A 16,646-nucleotide genomic window follows, 5' to 3' on the forward strand; every position below is an offset into this window, starting at 1 on the left:
CCCTTCATCTATCTGGCGTGTTGCCCGCCAACCGTCTGCAGGATGGTCTCCAGAGTCGCGTGGCCGACTGCCGCCGTTTCGAATGGCTGCGGGGCATCATCCCGCTCGATGAAGAAATGCTGGAAGCGGGACACATCACTGGCGAGGAGTGACCGGAAATCCATGACGCCGGTGCCCACATCGGCCATGTTGCCCGACTGGTCCATGTCCTTGACGTGACACATCACAAAGCGGTCCGGGTCCCGCGCCAGCAGGGCCGGAATATCCGTACCCGCCTTTTGTGCCCAGAACAGGTCAAGCTCGAACTTGACGAGGTCCGGGTCGCACTCATCTATCAGCACATCGAGCGGCACCGTGCCGTCGATCGCCATCAGCTCGAAGTCGTGATTATGCCAGGCGGCTTTCATGCCCGCCGCCTTCGCCTGTTCGCCGAAGCGGTTCATCACCTCGGCCCAGCGCTTGTACTGGTCGATGGTTTCACGCTGGTCTGGCGCGAGCCAGTTCAGCACCAGCCATTCATGGCCGACTTCCGCGCCGGCTTCGATCGCCGGCATCGGATTGTCGCGGATCACGTCATGACCGACATGGGTGCTGGGTGCGGCAAGACCGTTATCGGAGAGGATCGCCTTCACCTCTGCCGGGCTCTTGTCGAAATAGCCGGCGAACTCGACTTCCCCATAGCCGATCTCGGCGATCCGGGCGAGCGTGCCCGCCATATCCTCAGCCATCGCATCGCGCACAGTATAGAGCTGGATGCCCGACACCGGTTGCACAGTGCTTGCGGCCTGTTGCTGTCCACATCCGGCCAACACGGCAGTGGTTGCCAGCGACCCGCCGATAATGAAGTTGCGACGAGACAAGACTGATTCTTCGAGCATCCGTTTACGCATCATAATACTCCCTCCTGTAGCAGATCTGCAGCATGATTGGCCGCCCGTGCGGTCACGGCCATGTATGTCAGTGACGGGTTCTGGCAGGCAGACGATGTCATGCATGCCCCGTCGGTTACGAACAGGTTCGGCACGTCATGGGCCTGGTTCCAGCCGTTGAGAACCGATGTCGACGGATCGCGCCCCATGCGGGCCGTGCCCATCTCATGGATGCCGTATCCGGGCGGTGCCGGATCGCCGCCTACCTCGATATTCTGCACACCCGCCGATTCCAGCATGGCGACGATATCGGCCTTGCAGCGCTCGACGATCTTCATCTCGTTTTCGCCATAGGCACAGTCGATGACCGGTAGCGGAATGCCCCATTTGTCGACCTTGTTGGGGTGCAGGCTGACGCGATTGTTCGGATCGGGCAGCATTTCGCCAAAGCCTGACAGGCCGACGCGCCACGCCCCCGGGGTGCGCAGGCTTTCCTTCAGCTCCGCGCCGATACCCGGCCGCCCCCCGGCCCGGCTCCAGTTCATGCGGCCGATGCCGCCCTGTATGCCGAAGCCGCGAACGAAGTTTTCTTCCTCCTGTCCCGGCAGGTTGCGATAGCGCGGAATATAGAAACCACCAGGGCGCTTGCCGGAGTAATACTGATCCTCATGACCCGGATAGATACCGCCGGCGCGGATACCGGAGATATGGTCCATCAGGTGACGCCCCAGCGCGCCGGACCGGTTGGCGATGCCGTTGGGGAAACGCTCCGATGTCGAGTTCAGCATGACGAGCGCCGAGCCGATGGCAGAGGCGCACAGGAACACCATGCGGGCGGTATAGGTGCGACCTTCTTTCGTATGATAGTCGACGACGCGCACGCCGCTGGCCTTGCCGGTTGAAGGGTCATAGACGACGCTGTGTCCGATGGCATCGGTGACAACCGTCAGGTTGCCGGTGCGCTCCGCCGCCGGCAGGGTGGCCGACAGGGCAGAGAAATAGGCGCCGAAAGAACAGCCGCGATAGCAAAGGTCCCGGTACTGACAGCTGCCACGGCCGAGCGATTGCTGTTCTTGAGTGGGCTGCGTCAGATGCGCGATGCGCCCCATGATCAGCGTGCGGCCCGGATAATTTTCCTCAATATGAGACTTGAAGTCGCTCTCGGCACAATTTAGCGGCATGGCCGGCTGGAATTCGCCATCAGGCAAGTGCGCCAGCCCCATCTTCTCGCCGGTGATACCGGCAAAACGCTCGACATGATCATACCATGGCGCGAGGTCGCCATAGCGGATCGGCCAGTCGACACCGTAGCCATCTTTCTTGTTGGCCTCGAAATCCATCTCGCTCCAGCGATAGGAATGGCGCGCCCAGAGCAGCGAGCGCCCGCCCAGGTGATAGCCACGAAGCCATGCGAAGGGCTTGCCTTCCGGCGTCTCATAGGGGTGGTCGGAATCCTTGACGAACAGGTGCTTGTTCGCCGTGTTCAACGCGTAACAGCCGCGCTGGACCTGATAATGCTCGTCCAGTTCCTCCTCCGGGATGCGGCCGCGGTTCTCGACCTCCCAGACCTCCTGCATGTCATTGTAGTCAGCGCCATGCTCCACATGCTGGCCACGCTCGATCACCAGCACTTTAAGGCCGCGCTCACATAATTCCTTGGCTGCCCAGCCACCACTCATGCCGGAGCCTACAACGATCGCATCAAAATCCATTGCGTATCTCTTTCATCTTCATTCGTATACTCATCTAAATTCCGGGTCAGTCAGCCCATGCCCGGCCGACTTCCGACAGCGGCAGGCAGGCACGCAATTCACCGGGGATCAGTTCATATTGCAGCTCCTGGGTCGCGCCGATCTGCGAATGGTAATAACCAACCAGCACCAGGTTCTTGAACTGGCGATACGGCCAGCTATTCTCGCCCAGTTTTTCCAGGTCATAGTCGCGGATGATGTCGAAGCGCTGCTCCTGCGGCAGTCGTGTCAATCGGTCACCATGGGCCGCAACGGCGCGCTCATCGAGCTCGTCGATCACCTTGTCGAATTGTTCGCGCGTGTCCGGCGCGGCCCAGTCGGCCATCATCTGGTCGATGAAGGTGTGTACGCCCGCCGCCACGGCCCCCGGTGTATCCGTATCCGGAATGATCGTGTCGACGATCAGTTTCAGACGCGTCATGCGAACACCTGTGAAATAGCGCCCTGGCCCGCTGAGGCGCGGAATGCCGCCCTCTTCGACACCCTGTTCAGAACAGGCCGCCAGTGCGTTCAGGCCCGCAGCCCCGCCAACCATGTAGACGGCCTGCCGCAGCAATGTGCGGCGATTGACGGTCATTGGTTCGTCCTTGCTCATCGCCTAGATCTTCCCTTCCTTCAAAAATTCAGCTGCATGATGGGCCGCCCGCGCCGAAATGGCCATATAGGTAAGTGACGGGTTCTGGCAGGCTGTTGATGCCATGCACGCGCCATCTGTCACGAACAGGTTCGGCACATCATGGGCCTGATTGAAACCATTGAGTACGGATGTTTTTGGATCTCGCCCCATGCCTACCGTACCCATTTCATGGATCGCCCGGCCAGGCTCATGCGGCTCATCCCCACGCTCGCGCACGCCCTGAAACCCTGCCGCTTTCAGCATGTCGACAGCATCCCTGTTGGCCTGGCGCGCCATTTTAAGGTCGTTCTCGCCATAGGCACAGTCGATATGCAGCAGCGGGATGCCCCATTTGTCGACCTTGTTCGGATGCAGGGTGACGCGATTATCCGGGTTCGGCAGCATCTCGCCAAAGCCGGCGAGCCAGACACTCCACCCGCCGGGAGTGCGCAGGTCCTGTTTAAGCTCTGCGCCAATGCCGATCTGCCCGCCACCACGGCGCCAGTCGCCTCGGGAGGCGCCGCCCTGGAATCCATAGCCGCGCACGAAGTCAGCATCCTCTGTCACATTGCGGAAGCGGGGGATGTAGAACCCAGTTGGGCGACGGCCCTTGTAGTATTGATCCGCATACCCCGGCAGATAGCCATTGGCGCCCAGCCCGCTGACATGATCCATCAGGTTGCGCCCCAGCATGTCGCTGGAATTGGCGATGCCCGTCGGGAATTTCTCGGACCGCGAGTTGAGCATGATCTGCGCCGACCCGATCGCCGAGGCGCACAAAAAGACGATGCGGCCGGTATAGACCTTGTGCTCTCGCGTGACGGCGTCGACGACTCGCACACCGCTCGCCTTGCCGGTTGCCGGATCATGGACGACACTGTGGCCGATCTCGTCAGTCACGACCGTCAGATTGCCTGTCTTGCGTGCCGCGGGCAAGGTCGCCGACAGGCTGGAGAAATAGGCTCCATAGGAACACCCGCGCGGGCACAGGCTGCGCGCCTGGCACTCACCACGGCCCAGAGCCTGCTGTTCTTCAGTAGGCTGCGTCAGATGCGCGCACCGGCCAATGGTCAAGCGTCGGGTCGGATAGGCTTCATGAAGCCGGTCGCGAAACACTTCCTCGACGCAGTTCAGCTCCATCGGCGGCTGGAACTGGCCATCGGGCAATTGCGGCAAGCCTTCGGCCTGACCGGAGATACCGGCAAAACGTTCTACGTGATCATACCAGGGGGCGAGGTCGCCATAGCGGATCGGCCAGTCATTGCCGTATCCGTCCTTTTTGTTGGCTTCGAAATCCATCTCGCTCATGCGATAGGATTGCCGCGCCCACATCAGGGAGCGCCCGCCGAGATGATAGCCACGAAACCAGCGGAACGGCTTTCCCTCGGCGACGGAATAAGGATGCTCGTCTTCCTTGATACGGAAATGCGCCATCGACGCTGGCAGGGCACGCCCACCATAGTGGACCTGCTCGCGCTCCGGCACGGCATCGAGGTTGGGCAGCTCCCACGGTGCCTTGAAATCGGTATAGTCCGCACCATGCTCAATGTGCCTGCCACGCTCGATCACGAGCGTCTTCAGCCCGCGTTCGGCGAGCTCCTTGGCGGCCCATCCCCCACTCATGCCGGAACCGACGACGATGGCGTCGAAATCCGCGGTCATTCTGTTTTCCTCCAGTGCCGGCGTGCCGGCAGATTATGCACCGGCTCTTGGCGACCGGTTGGGTCTGGTCGCTCAACGGCAACCATGATTATGTGGCCCAATTCATGTGGCCCAAGTTACGTGGCCCATGTCCGGCCGATCTCCTCGAAGGGTACACACCCCTGATAGGGACCGGGGACCGGATCATATCTGAGCTCTTTTGTTGCACCGGGTTCGGAAGAATAATATGCCTCGACGATCGTTGACTTTATCTGTCTGTAGTTCTGATCGCCATTGGACAGGGCGTCGGCATCATGGCGCGACAGCAAATCGAACTGCACAGCTGGCTCGAGCCCCACAAACGCCATGCCGTGCTCACGCCGCGCGCGCGTGTCGATGGCGGCCAGCCCTTCGAGCCATTCGCCCTGCGTTTCGGCCAATGCCCATGTCACCATCATGCGGTCGATCACCTGCGGCACCCCGGCGGCAAGCGCGCCGGGCGTATCCGTGTCAGGGATGATCAGATCGCTGATCCGCTCCAGCAGCCGGAACTGGGCTACCGAGAAGAAATGCCCGGGCCGTCGCACGGCGTCGCGGGTGGTCAGGCCGGCAAGTTTTGCCGCCAGCTCATCCGTCGGCTCCTTGCCTTCGCTGGACCCACAAGCGGAAAGGCCGCCGCCAACGGCAAGGCCGCCGGCAAGCCGCGCGCTGCCAGACAGAAGCTGGCGCCTGCTGAACCCGCTGGATGGGGATGAACTCACTTTCTTGCCCTTACTTTTTTACAAACTCTATGGTGCCCGGCCCCCTCTTGTCCAGCCATTCGGGGCGATAACGAATGCTTCAGATCAGGGGCCGCACATGCTATGGTCCGGCATTAAAACAAGGGCCAAAAATTCAGGGAAGGAACGATGATGAATTTCAGGTACACGACTGCCCTCGCCGGGGCGATCTGCCTGCTCGCCACCAGCGCCTGCAGCAATGCCGAGCAAGGCAACACGACAGAAGCCGATACACCGCAAATCCTGGTCTTTTCCCTCGCGACGGGCTGGGTGCATGATTCCATCCCGGCAGGCGTCGAGGCACTGACGGCACTGGGCGAGCGCGAAGGCTACAGCGTGACCAACAGCGACGATCCGGAAATCTTCAATGATGAGGATCTTGAGCAGTTCGATGCGATCGTCTTCCTCAATTCCACCACCGGCAAGGAAGTGGAGAATGAATGGTTCGTCGGCGAGCGGCGCGAGGCCATGCAGAATTTCCTCCGCGCTGGAAAAGGTGTCGTCGGCATCCATGGTGCCTCTGATTCCCATTACAGCTGGGACTGGTATGGCGACATGATGGGCGGCTATTTCGAGAGCCATCCGCAAGGAACGCCGACCGGGGAACTGACTGTCGTCAACGGCGATCATCCGTCGACGACCCATATGGATCCGGTCTTCTCGCGCACCGATGAATGGTACTGGATCGCGAATTTTGACCCGTCGGTGGACCTGCTCGTCACGCTGGACCCGGAATCGATCGGCGAGCCGGCAGGCGAGGAAAAGCCCATTTCATGGTCGCAGGAATTCGATGGCGGCCGGGTGTTCTACACATCCATGGGCCATACGGTCGAAACCTATTCCGATCCGGTCTTCCTTGATCACGTCGCCGGTGGCATGGCGTGGGTATTGGACGACACCGAATAGGCCTGTCGGCGATACAAATCGATCAGGCGCCGGATCAGTCATCCGGCGCCTTTTTTCATTACGCCGACATGAGGGAATTCGCGGCGCAGTACCTGTCGATGAATTCCTGATGGGACGGCATCCCGTTCAGCCTGTCCTGAATGCCGGAGCGTATCTTGGCGAGGCGCAGCTTCAGGTCATCCTCTGAGATGGAGTTGGCGACAGGATGATATCCCGTCGGCTCCAGGCCCTGCCCATAGAGCACAGCAAACCAGCTGACTTCCTTGAACAGTTCGCTCTTGTGGCAGAGCGTCTCGCCGCGATTGCGGAAGGTTTCCAGACGGCGTTTCAGTTCGTCCGGAATTTCCATCGTGCGCACATAGTTCCAGAACGGCGTGTCATCGCGCTCGGTCACATGATAGTGGGCGATGAGGAAGTCCTTCACATGATCGTATTCCCAGTGCATTTCCTCGTTATACTGATCGACTAGGCCAGTCTGTATCTGATCCCCAGGGAACATCGCCAGGATCTTGGCAATCGCGACCTGGATGAGGTGGATGGAGGTTGACTCAAGCGGCTCCAGGAAGCCGTTTGACAGGCCGACGGAGACGACGTTCTTGATCCAGCTTTTCTTGCGCACGCCGGTGGTGAATTTCAGCACTTTCGGGTCCGCCAGCGGCTCCCCGTCGAGCGAGTTCATCAGCCTTGCCGTTGCCTCGTCCTCGCTGATGAATTCGCCGGAAAAGACATAGCCATTACCGGTGCGGTGCTGCAGCGGGATGCGCCACTGCCACCCGGCCTCCCGCGCCGTGGAGCGTGTATAGGGCAGTGGCGGACCGTTCTTGGCACAGGGCACGGCGACCGCCTTGTTGACCGGCAGCATGCTGCTCCAGTCATGATAACCCGCCTTGTAGACCTGCTCGATCAGCAAGCCACGGAAGCCGGAACAGTCGATGAAGAAATCGCCGGTGACGCTCTGGCCATTCTCCAGCTTGACGCTCTCGATGAAGCCGCTCTCTGCATTCTGGGCGGAATCGACGATCTTGCCCTCGATGCGGCGTACACCACGCTTTTCAGAAATCATGCGCAGATATTTCGCGTACAGGCTCGCATCAAACTGATAGGCATAATTGACCGACGGCATGTAGATATTGTTGTCATCGTTCGTGCGCAGGAATTTCTCGTCGCGCGCGGCCTCCGTCTCGACATTGAATTTCGTGTAGTCGAGATTGCCCCCGGCCTTTTTCCAGCGCAGCCAGTAATGAGAGAAGCTGATGCCGCCCATGTCGACGCCGTAAAACCCGAACGGGTGGAAATAGCTGTGATCGAGCTTGCGCCAGTCGCGGAACTCGATCCCCAACTTGAAGGTCGCATTCGTCTCGCGCATCATTTCGGCCTCATCGAGACCGACGACGCTGTTATAAAGGGCGATCTGCGGAATGGTCGCCTCGCCCACCCCCACAGTGCCGATCATTTCGGACTCGATCAGCACGATGTCATGGTGATGCGTACCAAGAGTTTTCGCGAGCGCCGCCGCGACCATCCACCCCGCCGTACCGCCGCCGACAATTACTATTTTCCGGATTTTCTTCTGCATGGGCTTCTATCCTAGAAAGAGCTTCTGGGTTTTTGCGGCGCATAAAGTTCCATATGCGCCGACAGGGACGTCATCTCGGAGACTTCCTCGGCAATGAATTTCAGCATGGCCTGGAAACGTTGCATCAGTTCGGCATCGGGTACGCCATCGACAAGCGGGTGATACTGGTCGAGCAGGTGATTGTGCCCGATCATGATCGAGGTCCAGTTCTCTTTCTCGAAGGCCTCGTCATCATGAAGCGGCACCTGTCCCGTCGCCTTGAACGTGGAAAGCTTGTAGGCAAGCCGCTCCGGCGTTTCCATTTCGCGCGCCCTGTCCCACAGCGGTTCATCATAGCGCTGGTTGAGACGATAATGGGCGAGCTGGAAGTCCCGGATATTTTCCATGTGACCGGCAAATTTGCGGTTGAAAAGGCGCGCTTGCGGCATTGCATCGGCAGCAGCTGGGAAATGATCGACCAGCAGCGACAGGCCGGTATGCAAGGGGTGAAGGGACACCGCATCCAGCGGCTCCAGCATCACGGCAGCCTCGCCAAGCGCAACACAATTGCCGACCCAGGCATTTCGGCGCAATCCGGTGTTCAGTGAGCTGACGACGGCATCTCCCGACACCGGCACACTGGACAGGACGGGCACGGATTGCGTCATGTCCTCATCGGACAATTCGTCATCCGAATAGACAGCGACGATCGCCGTGCGATCCTGCAACGGGAACATGCCGACCCAGCCGCCCCTGAACGCCTGGATATGACTGTAGGATGGTGCGGGCGACACCGGCGCACCGGCCATCACCATCATCCGATTGCACGGATAAAGATGATCCCAGGAGTCGGGCCCCGCTTCATCGAGCTGGCTGATCAGGGATGCCTGCGGCCCGGTGGCATCGACAAACAGGTCACCCTCATGCCTCGTCCCGTCGGCCAGCGTGACCGACATGACCGCCCCCTCTGCGACATCCACCTTTTCCAAGATGCCTTGGCTATGGGCAATGCCGCTCTTCAGCGCATACGCCTTCAGCAGCTGGCCATAGCTGAAGGCATCGAGATTGAACCCCTGGGCGGCCTTTGAAAATGGTGTCGCAGATTCCCTCAGGTCAGCGATGCGCCCCTGCGCTGCGGCGACAGCACCAATCGAGAAATTCTCGAACGGTACGTTCATCCCTGCTCGCTGTGCCTTTTGCCAGAAATGGACAAAATCGACATGCCCGAAATTCGTGCCGGTCGAGTCGTAAGGATGCATGAAGGGAGGGCGCGACCCGGACCAGCCGGCAAATCGCTGCCCCAGCACATAGGACGCCTTTGCAAACCTGAAGACATTGTTCTCGGCAATCCCGAGCAATCCGTGCAGGCCATAGGTGGTTGGCAATGTGCTCAATACGTCATTAGGCTGCAGCAGTGACGGCAGTTCGATAGCGTGAACCTTTACACCGACCTTGCCATAGGCCCGTTGCAGGCCAAGGGCGGAAAGCCATAGCGCGGCATCGCGCCCGACCACGGTTATGGTTTCAATCGGGCGGCTCATTCCACGGCCTCCGCAATCGCTTCGGGAACGTCATTGGACGGACAATAGTCTTCCACGAAAACACCATGACTTGGCATGCGGTCTACGCGCTCTGCGATCTGTGCCTTCATCTTCCTGATTTCGCCCAACATTTCATCGAGCGGGAGCTTGTCTGCCTGCCTGTCATAACGCTCGGGCATCACGCCCTGGCCGATATAGACGGCAAGCCAGCTCGCCGGGGTGAACAGGCCATTCCTGTATGTCTCGACATGCCCGCTGGTACGGAAGAATTCCAGCTTTTCCAGCAGGCTGTCCGGCACCTCCATGGAACGGCAATAGCGCCACAGGTCGGCATCGTCCCGGGTGTTCGCATAATAGTGCAGGATCAGGAAATCCCGTACACGGTCATATTCGAGATCGATGAGGCGATTGAATTCGGTGCGAAGGGCCGGATCGATCTTCTTGCGTGGCAGGAATGACAACAAGGTCGTGATCGCCTGCTGGATCAGGTAAATGGATGTGGATTCCAGGGGCTCGAGGAACCCGCTGGACAGGCCAATTGCAACGCAGTTTTTCTGCCACGAGCCCACGCGGCGGCCAGCCTGGAATTTCAGGAAGCGGGGGTCGCCCTGCGCCTCGCCGTCAAGACTGGAAAGAAGCGTGCCGGCCGCCTCGTCTTCACTGATGAAGTCGCTGGCATAGACATAGCCGTTGCCGGTCCGGCTTTGCAGCGGGATGCGCCATTGCCAGCCAGCATCGCGCGCGGTCGCGCGGGTGTATGGTAGCAGCTTGCCCGGCTGGCGCTCACACGGCACGGCAACCGCCCGGTCGCAGGGCAGCCACTTGCTCCAGTCCTGATAATCCGTACCCAAAGCGTCGCCAATCAGAAGCGCCCGGAAACCGGTACAATCGATGAAGAGGTCGGCTGTCACCGTCTCGCCGTTTTCCAGCGTGATGGAGGCGATATCCCCGCTTTCGCCGTCAAGGGAAACGTCGGTGACCTTGCCCTCTGTGCGCATTGCGCCCCGCCGCTCGGCAAACCGTCTCAGATAGCGGGCATAGAGTGCGGCATCGAAATGATAGGCATAGGAATATGTCGAACTGACCTGGTTTTTGTCCCTGGACGGAAAGTCGAACTTCGCAGCGCGGCTGGCCATGATCGGATAGCTGTAATCGCCAAGGCTCGACTCGTCGCCGCTCAGTCTTGATCGCACCCACTGGTGATGGAACATGGCCCCGCCTAGTGGCTGACCGTGCACACCGAAAGGGTGGATATAGGATGAGCCCTTGTAACCCCAGTCGACGAATTCGATGCCGAGTTTGAAGGTGGCATTGGCCTGCTGCATCATGTCGGCCTCGATGACGCCGATATGATCGTTGAATTCCTTCATGTGGGGCAGCGTTGCCTCGCCGACGCCGACCGTGCCGATTTCTTCGGACTCGATCAGTCGCACGGTGGCGACATTCTGTGACACCACACCGGCGATGGCTGCCGCTGCGGACCAGCCGGCCGTTCCGCCGCCCACGATCACGATATTCAGGGGAGTATCCATGACACAATTTATCCTGCTGTCCCTGACAATACACTGTGTCTGAAAAGAGATCACCCCTCCCGCGACATCGAGACCCGGTCGAACCGGTATCGGCGAGCCGCGAGAGGGGTGACGCTTAAGTCAGGCCCTCAGGCAATGACTAGAACTTCATCCGGACACCGAAGGTGTAGCGGACATCGTTCTGGAACTTCGAACCCGGGACCCGGAAGCCGCCATCGGAAGAGTTCTGAACCTGTGATTCCGTCACCGTCTTGGTGTTCAGGAGGTTCTGGCCCTGCAGGCTGAGTTCGACATTGTCGTTCACGCGGTAACGGAGCGATGCGTCAAGGAAGCCTTGCTCTTCGTTCCAGATTGGCGTGGCCACACAGCAGTCGAGAGCCGTGATCAGGTATTCACTACGCCAGTTGTAGGCGAGACGGGCCGCGAACGGACCTTTCTCGTACATGCCGACGAGGTTGTAGGAGTGGTCGGAGAGACCTTCCAGGCGATCAACCTGGACCTGGTTCTCGGAACCGCCGCCAACCTGGCCACTGTCTTCACCGTCGCCGCTCGCACCGTCATTGACAACGCGGGAGTTGGTGATGCCCTGGTTGTCGACATAGGTGTAGTTGGCCTGGACACCGAGCCCGTCCCAAGGAGACGGCAGGAAGTCGAAGAAGCGCTGATAGGCAACCTCGAAGCCCTGGATCGATGCGCCCTCACCGTTCTGCGGACCGCGGATGAGGGCCGTTTCGGTGACACCGTTATTGGTGACCTGACGCTCATACTCGCCAACCTGGATGTAGTCCTCAAACTCCTTGTAGAATACGGCGAAGGAGAACGAACCGACATCGGCGAAGTAACGCTCGAGAGAGATGTCGAATTGGTTCGCCATCACTGGTGCAAGGAACGGGTTCTGGGCAGAACCGCGATAGATCGGCGTGATACCTGTGATGTTGCCGCTGCCATCAGTGGTGTAGAGCTGCGGATCGAAATCACCCGAGGAATTCGGCACAGTCACGCCGACATTGGCGAAGTTGCGCAGCGTCCCCATGTCCGGACGGGACATGGCGCGGGAGGCAGCGAAGCGGATCAGCCACTCGTCCGACAGGTCGAACTTGATGTTGAAGCTCGGCAGCCAGTGCTCATGCTCTTTTTTAGTGGTCGTTTCGATGTTGCCACCGCTCAGGAAGTTGAACTGATCCTGAGAGATGAAGCACCCCGGGGTGTACGGAACCGGCGGCACGCTGACTTCACCGGTTTCCTGATCACGGCGCGGCGTCAGCCTGTAACAGGCAAGGTTCTCAAAAGTACGCGGCAGGATGGTACTGGTTGGTTCAAACGTCTGCTCGCCAGTTTCCGGGTCGAGGATTGGATCGCCCGTATCATCGTCCGTCGCCGCAACATACTCAGCAAAGTAAGCATCCGGAAGCGCAGGAATGATCAGGCTGCCCGTGCTGGTGTTGGTGGTTTCGACGTAGCGAACACCAATATTACCACTGAACGGGATGCCGAATAGTTCCGCATCGGAACCGCCAAAGTTGAGTTGGACGTAACCGGCCAGGGTTTCTTCCTGAACGTCAGCGATTTCGCCAGGGCCGTAGCATGAGCCAGCCATTTCGCGGAAGGCCGGGTTCGGACCATTCGGGCCGCGCTCGCCACCGCCGGAACAGATCGGCGACCAGTGACCGTCATTGCCGACACCGCCGACCCCTTCACGACCATAGGCAGCCGCGAAGGCATCCTTGTCCTGAAGGAGATCCATGTTGAAGAAGACCCACTCATCGGAACCGAGGTCAGTGTTACCGAGATCGATACCGAAAGGCAGGACTTCAACACCATTGGCGCCATAGCCGAGGAACCCGTCAGCGCCGAAACGGCCACGGACAGAGTCATAGAGATCAGCAGAGGAAACCGGGCCAGCAAGCGGGTTCGCGTACTGGGCATTGTTGGTCCAGTTGTTGGCGACGTTCTGCCAGTTATAGGTGGAGTTGCGGATCAGCTGTTCGCGGTTTGCATAACGCGCACCGACCTTGACCGAGCGGAACCAGCCACTGTCAACGAAATCATATTCCGCATCGCCACGGAAGGCCGTTTCCGTGCCTTCGGAGTCTTCGATGTGGTCCATGATGTGCTTGATGAAGTAGTTGGACGGATCACCAAAGACCGAGTTGTCATAGGTATTCGACTGATATTCGGCATTGGTGTTTTCCGCACCGGCAGCCTCACCATCAGAATAGTTGATATTGATACCCGGCAGGAACTTGATGTCCGGATATTCGCCGGTCAGGTCGAGCTGGATGTTACCGAAAGTCTGCAGCGCAGCGGTGATGTCATAGTTAGACACCTCAGCCTCGACACGCTGGGCGTCGAAGTTGAACCGCAGGCGGTCGGTCGGCGCATATTTCAGGTTGAAGCCAAAATCTTCGGTCAGGTTCGTGTTGTTGTTCGACCGGCTCTCGGTGAGAACGTCGGAACCACGCTGACGCGGCGCGCAGCCGTTCCAGCCATAGCACGGGTTGACGAGAGCTTCGCCGTCGCCGTTGGACAGGAACTGGGCAGCTTCCGTGCCGTTATTGCCCCACCAGCCGGTGTCATTGACGAGCGTGCCCTGCTGGAACAGACCATCATTGTTGAACACGAACGGATCAGTACCCACGAGAGGCTGCGGTGGCCGTGGGTTGCCATCCGGATCCGCGTTAGGAACCACATAGAAAATCGACTCGCCGTAAGAGAAGTCAGCCGGAATGCCGAAGACGACATATTCTTCCCAGCGCTGGTCATATTCGGAACGCTGGTATTGTGCAGTTGCCAGCCATTTCTTGTCCGGGTCCTGCCATTGAGCAGCGAGGGAGACACCGGTGCGCTCACGATAGTAGGTGTTGTCGCGGGCGAATATCTGGGACGGTACGAAGAAGATGCCATCGCTCTCGTCGATCTGGCCGTTATTATTACAGCTCTCGTCGTCATAAACTGCAAAGCCCGGCGCGGTGTACTGAACCTGGCGCCCATCGGCGGTAAAGAAATTCACGCCGCAGCTCTGGGCGTCCGTATCCGGGTTGTTCACACCGAAGCGGTTCATCCGGTATAGCTGAAGACCTTCGGACTTCGTCTGGACTTCGGAGAAGGCAGCGTTTGCCATAATGCCGAACTCACCGATCTCGGTTTCCCAGCGATCGGAGAAGATGCCGGAGATTTCCGGTGTCGTTGCTTCGGCAAGGCTGTTGTAGTTGGCGTTGGCAGACAGGGCGATCAGGCGGCCGTTGGAATCGAACGGCACGCGGGTGCGCAGGTTGATCGTACCGGCGATACCGCCCTCGATCAGCTCGGCCGTCTGGTTCTTGTAGGTATCGACGCCAGCCATCAGCTCCGGCGAGATGTCCGACCAGGACAAGCCGCGCGAGGAGTTGGCGGAGAAGGTGTCGCGGCCGTTGAACTCGGAACGGACCTGCTGCAGACCACGGACGATAACGCCCGACGGTTCGGCAGAGAAGTGCGCCGTGTCGCTCGATGCAGCAAAGCGGTTAACCGTGATACCGGCAACACGCTGCAGCGCTTCGGCGATGGATTTGTCCGGGAACGCGCCGATGTCGGTCGCGGTGATGGAGTCGACGACGGTGTCGGCGCCGCGCTTGATCTGCTGGGCGGATCTCAGCGAAGAGCGCACGCCGGTAACAACGATCGTATCGTCGCTGGCAAGGCTTTCAATATCGTCTTCATCTTCTTCGACGGTGTCGACGTCGTCCTGTGCGAACGCCATGGACGGCGCAAACGGCACGCCGGCGACGCCGAGAACGAGCGCAGAGGCACCCGTCAGGGCCCAAGCCCGTGTTTTGGAACTAGAGTTAAGTGATTTCATTTCCCTTGCCCTCCCATTGGCACTGAATGTTTACGCTCCCAAATCTTTTCTCCGCGCTGTCACCGGACATTGCGGTTGGACAAGAATTGTCTGCGATTTTTCGCGCGGCGTTTCCGGTCCCATCGGTTTTCCCGACGTCTTTTATAATTCAATCGCTGCTGGAATTCCGCGTTTGTTCAACTGTTCGTGACGCGGAAGCCAACATTGCAGCAATTTCACATTCCAGTGATAGATATTTCAAATTTATCAATCAAGCGGATTTTTTGGTGCCTATCTCAAAACAGCCGTATTTTGAGCAAATTGGAGCAAGAACTGGAATTTTTATGGCTATTGGTGCCAAAAAGCATCACTGGATATCATGTGATGTTAGCGCCAACGTCTCACGGTGTCTGTTAGCGCCCACATGACAATTAAAAGGGCAATTTTTGCGCCCTGCGACTGAGAGGCAATCTCCTTGCCAGCGTCGGGCCGATCTGATTTACCTCACTACCAAGAAGTGACGCCGAGGACTTTCTCATGACGGCGGCGACCAACCGTCAACTGGCATAGCCCTATTCAGAACGACAGGACACGGATCCCGAACCATGGAACTTGCATCACCGCGCCCGATAGCTGAACGAGACAATGTAACGTTTGACATCTTCCAGAACGAGATCCTGCCTGCCGGTGAACCGGTGATCATGCGGGGTCTCGTGGCGGACTGGCCGGTGGTGATGGCGGGAAGGTCATCAGGGCGGGACGTCCTGGACTATATCCGCCAGTTCGACCGCGGCGGCGCGGTCAGCACGGCCAGCGGGCCCCCATCCCTGAAAGGCCGGCTCTTCTATAACGACGACATGAGCGGGCTTAATTTCAGGATGGAGCAGATCCCGATCCGCTCTTCACTGGATTACCTGATCGACCACGAGAATGATCGCCGGCCACCGGCTCATGCCATCCAGTCCGTGCCGATGAACGACTACCTGCCAGGGTTCGCCGGACAGAACAGCATGCCATTGCTCGACGGTGCCATCGGCCCGCGGCTCTGGCTCGGCAATTCGGTGACCATCGCCGCTCATCAGGACCCGTCCGAGAACATTGCCTGCGTCGCAGCAGGCCGGCGCCTTTTTACCCTGTTCCCGCCGGAGCAGGTCGCCAATCTTTACATCGGACAGTTCGAGCTGACCCCGGCCGGCGTGCCGATCAGCCTGGTCGATTTCGACGCCCCTGACCTGGAGCGCTTCCCGCGCTTTTCCAGGGCAATGGAAGCGGCACGATCAGCCGAGCTGGAGCCGGGCGATGCAATCTATGTCCCCTATCTGTGGTGGCACCATGTGCGATCGCTGGACAAGATCAACATGCTCATCAACTACTGGTGGACGCCCGGCGGCGGCGATCGCAGCCAGCCGCGCGATGCACTGCTGCACGCCATGCTGACAATCAAGAACCTTCCGCCAGCCCACCGGGAAGCCTGGAAGGCGGCATTCGATCACTATGTCTTCCAGCAGCAGGGAGATCCGGGCGCGCATCTGCCCGAAGAGCGGCGCGGCATTCTGGGCGAACTAGCACCCGAAAAGGCTCGCGAAATCAGGCTGGCCATCGCCGACATGCTGCGATAGCCGCGCCCTGCCGGCCTCCA

The 16,646-nt window shown here is 59.3% G+C and carries 11 protein-coding genes; 2 read left to right on the plus strand and 9 right to left on the minus strand.

Features of this window, described 5'->3' with window-relative positions; translation table 11 throughout:
• Positions 1-8 precede the first annotated feature (8 nt).
• From FF098_RS08490 to FF098_RS17940, 5 genes are all read right to left on the minus strand, one after another.
• The gene (locus tag FF098_RS08490; protein WP_166426432.1) at positions 9-893 is read right to left on the minus strand and encodes a sugar phosphate isomerase/epimerase family protein; all 885 of its coding nucleotides are present in this window, start codon (positions 891-893) and stop codon (positions 9-11) included.
• The gene (locus tag FF098_RS08495) at positions 890-2,581 is read right to left on the minus strand and encodes a GMC oxidoreductase (RefSeq protein ID WP_155139540.1); all 1,692 of its coding nucleotides are present in this window, start codon (positions 2,579-2,581) and stop codon (positions 890-892) included. Before FF098_RS08495 ends, FF098_RS08490 begins: the two co-directional genes overlap by 4 nt.
• 46 nt (positions 2,582-2,627) lie before the next feature.
• A complete protein-coding gene (locus tag FF098_RS08500) occupies positions 2,628-3,215 on the minus strand; it encodes a gluconate 2-dehydrogenase subunit 3 family protein (RefSeq protein WP_155139543.1) in 588 nt (195 codons plus the stop codon).
• Positions 3,216-3,218: 3 nt separating this feature from the next.
• Positions 3,219-4,898, minus strand: coding sequence for a GMC oxidoreductase (locus FF098_RS08505; RefSeq protein WP_155139545.1), 1,680 nt, complete (start codon positions 4,896-4,898; stop codon positions 3,219-3,221).
• 116 nt (positions 4,899-5,014) lie between these two features.
• Positions 5,015-5,638, minus strand: coding sequence for a gluconate 2-dehydrogenase subunit 3 family protein (locus tag FF098_RS17940; protein WP_155139547.1), 624 nt, complete (start codon positions 5,636-5,638; stop codon positions 5,015-5,017).
• A 147-nt stretch (positions 5,639-5,785) separates the two neighbouring features.
• On the opposite strand from FF098_RS17940, the gene FF098_RS08515 reads away from it, so the two are divergent.
• Positions 5,786-6,562, plus strand: coding sequence for a ThuA domain-containing protein (locus FF098_RS08515; protein ID WP_155139549.1), 777 nt, complete (start codon positions 5,786-5,788; stop codon positions 6,560-6,562).
• A gap of 58 nt (positions 6,563-6,620) precedes the next feature.
• Here FF098_RS08515 and FF098_RS08520 read toward each other — a convergent pair whose 3' ends face one another.
• The 4 genes from FF098_RS08520 to FF098_RS08535 form a co-directional block, all read right to left on the minus strand.
• On the minus strand, positions 6,621-8,138 hold the full coding sequence (locus FF098_RS08520) for a tryptophan halogenase family protein (protein WP_155139550.1): 1,518 nt from the start codon (positions 8,136-8,138) through the stop codon (positions 6,621-6,623).
• An 11-nt stretch (positions 8,139-8,149) separates the two neighbouring features.
• A complete protein-coding gene (locus FF098_RS08525) occupies positions 8,150-9,658 on the minus strand; it encodes a tryptophan 7-halogenase (RefSeq protein WP_155139552.1) in 1,509 nt (502 codons plus the stop codon).
• Positions 9,655-11,190: a tryptophan halogenase family protein gene (locus FF098_RS08530; RefSeq protein ID WP_155139554.1), complete on the minus strand. Its 1,536-nt coding sequence runs from the start codon at positions 11,188-11,190 to the stop codon at positions 9,655-9,657. Before FF098_RS08530 ends, FF098_RS08525 begins: the two co-directional genes overlap by 4 nt.
• Positions 11,191-11,329: 139 nt before the next feature.
• Positions 11,330-15,028, minus strand: coding sequence for a TonB-dependent receptor (locus FF098_RS08535; protein ID WP_155139556.1), 3,699 nt, complete (start codon positions 15,026-15,028; stop codon positions 11,330-11,332).
• Positions 15,029-15,612: 584 nt separating this feature from the next.
• Between FF098_RS08535 and FF098_RS08540 the strand changes: the two genes are divergently transcribed.
• Positions 15,613-16,626, plus strand: coding sequence for a cupin-like domain-containing protein (locus FF098_RS08540; protein ID WP_155139559.1), 1,014 nt, complete (start codon positions 15,613-15,615; stop codon positions 16,624-16,626).
• Positions 16,627-16,646 lie beyond the last annotated feature (20 nt).

It is taken from the genome of Aquisalinus luteolus (assembly GCF_009712425.2).
Classification (GTDB): domain Bacteria; phylum Pseudomonadota; class Alphaproteobacteria; order Caulobacterales; family Parvularculaceae; genus Aquisalinus; species Aquisalinus luteolus.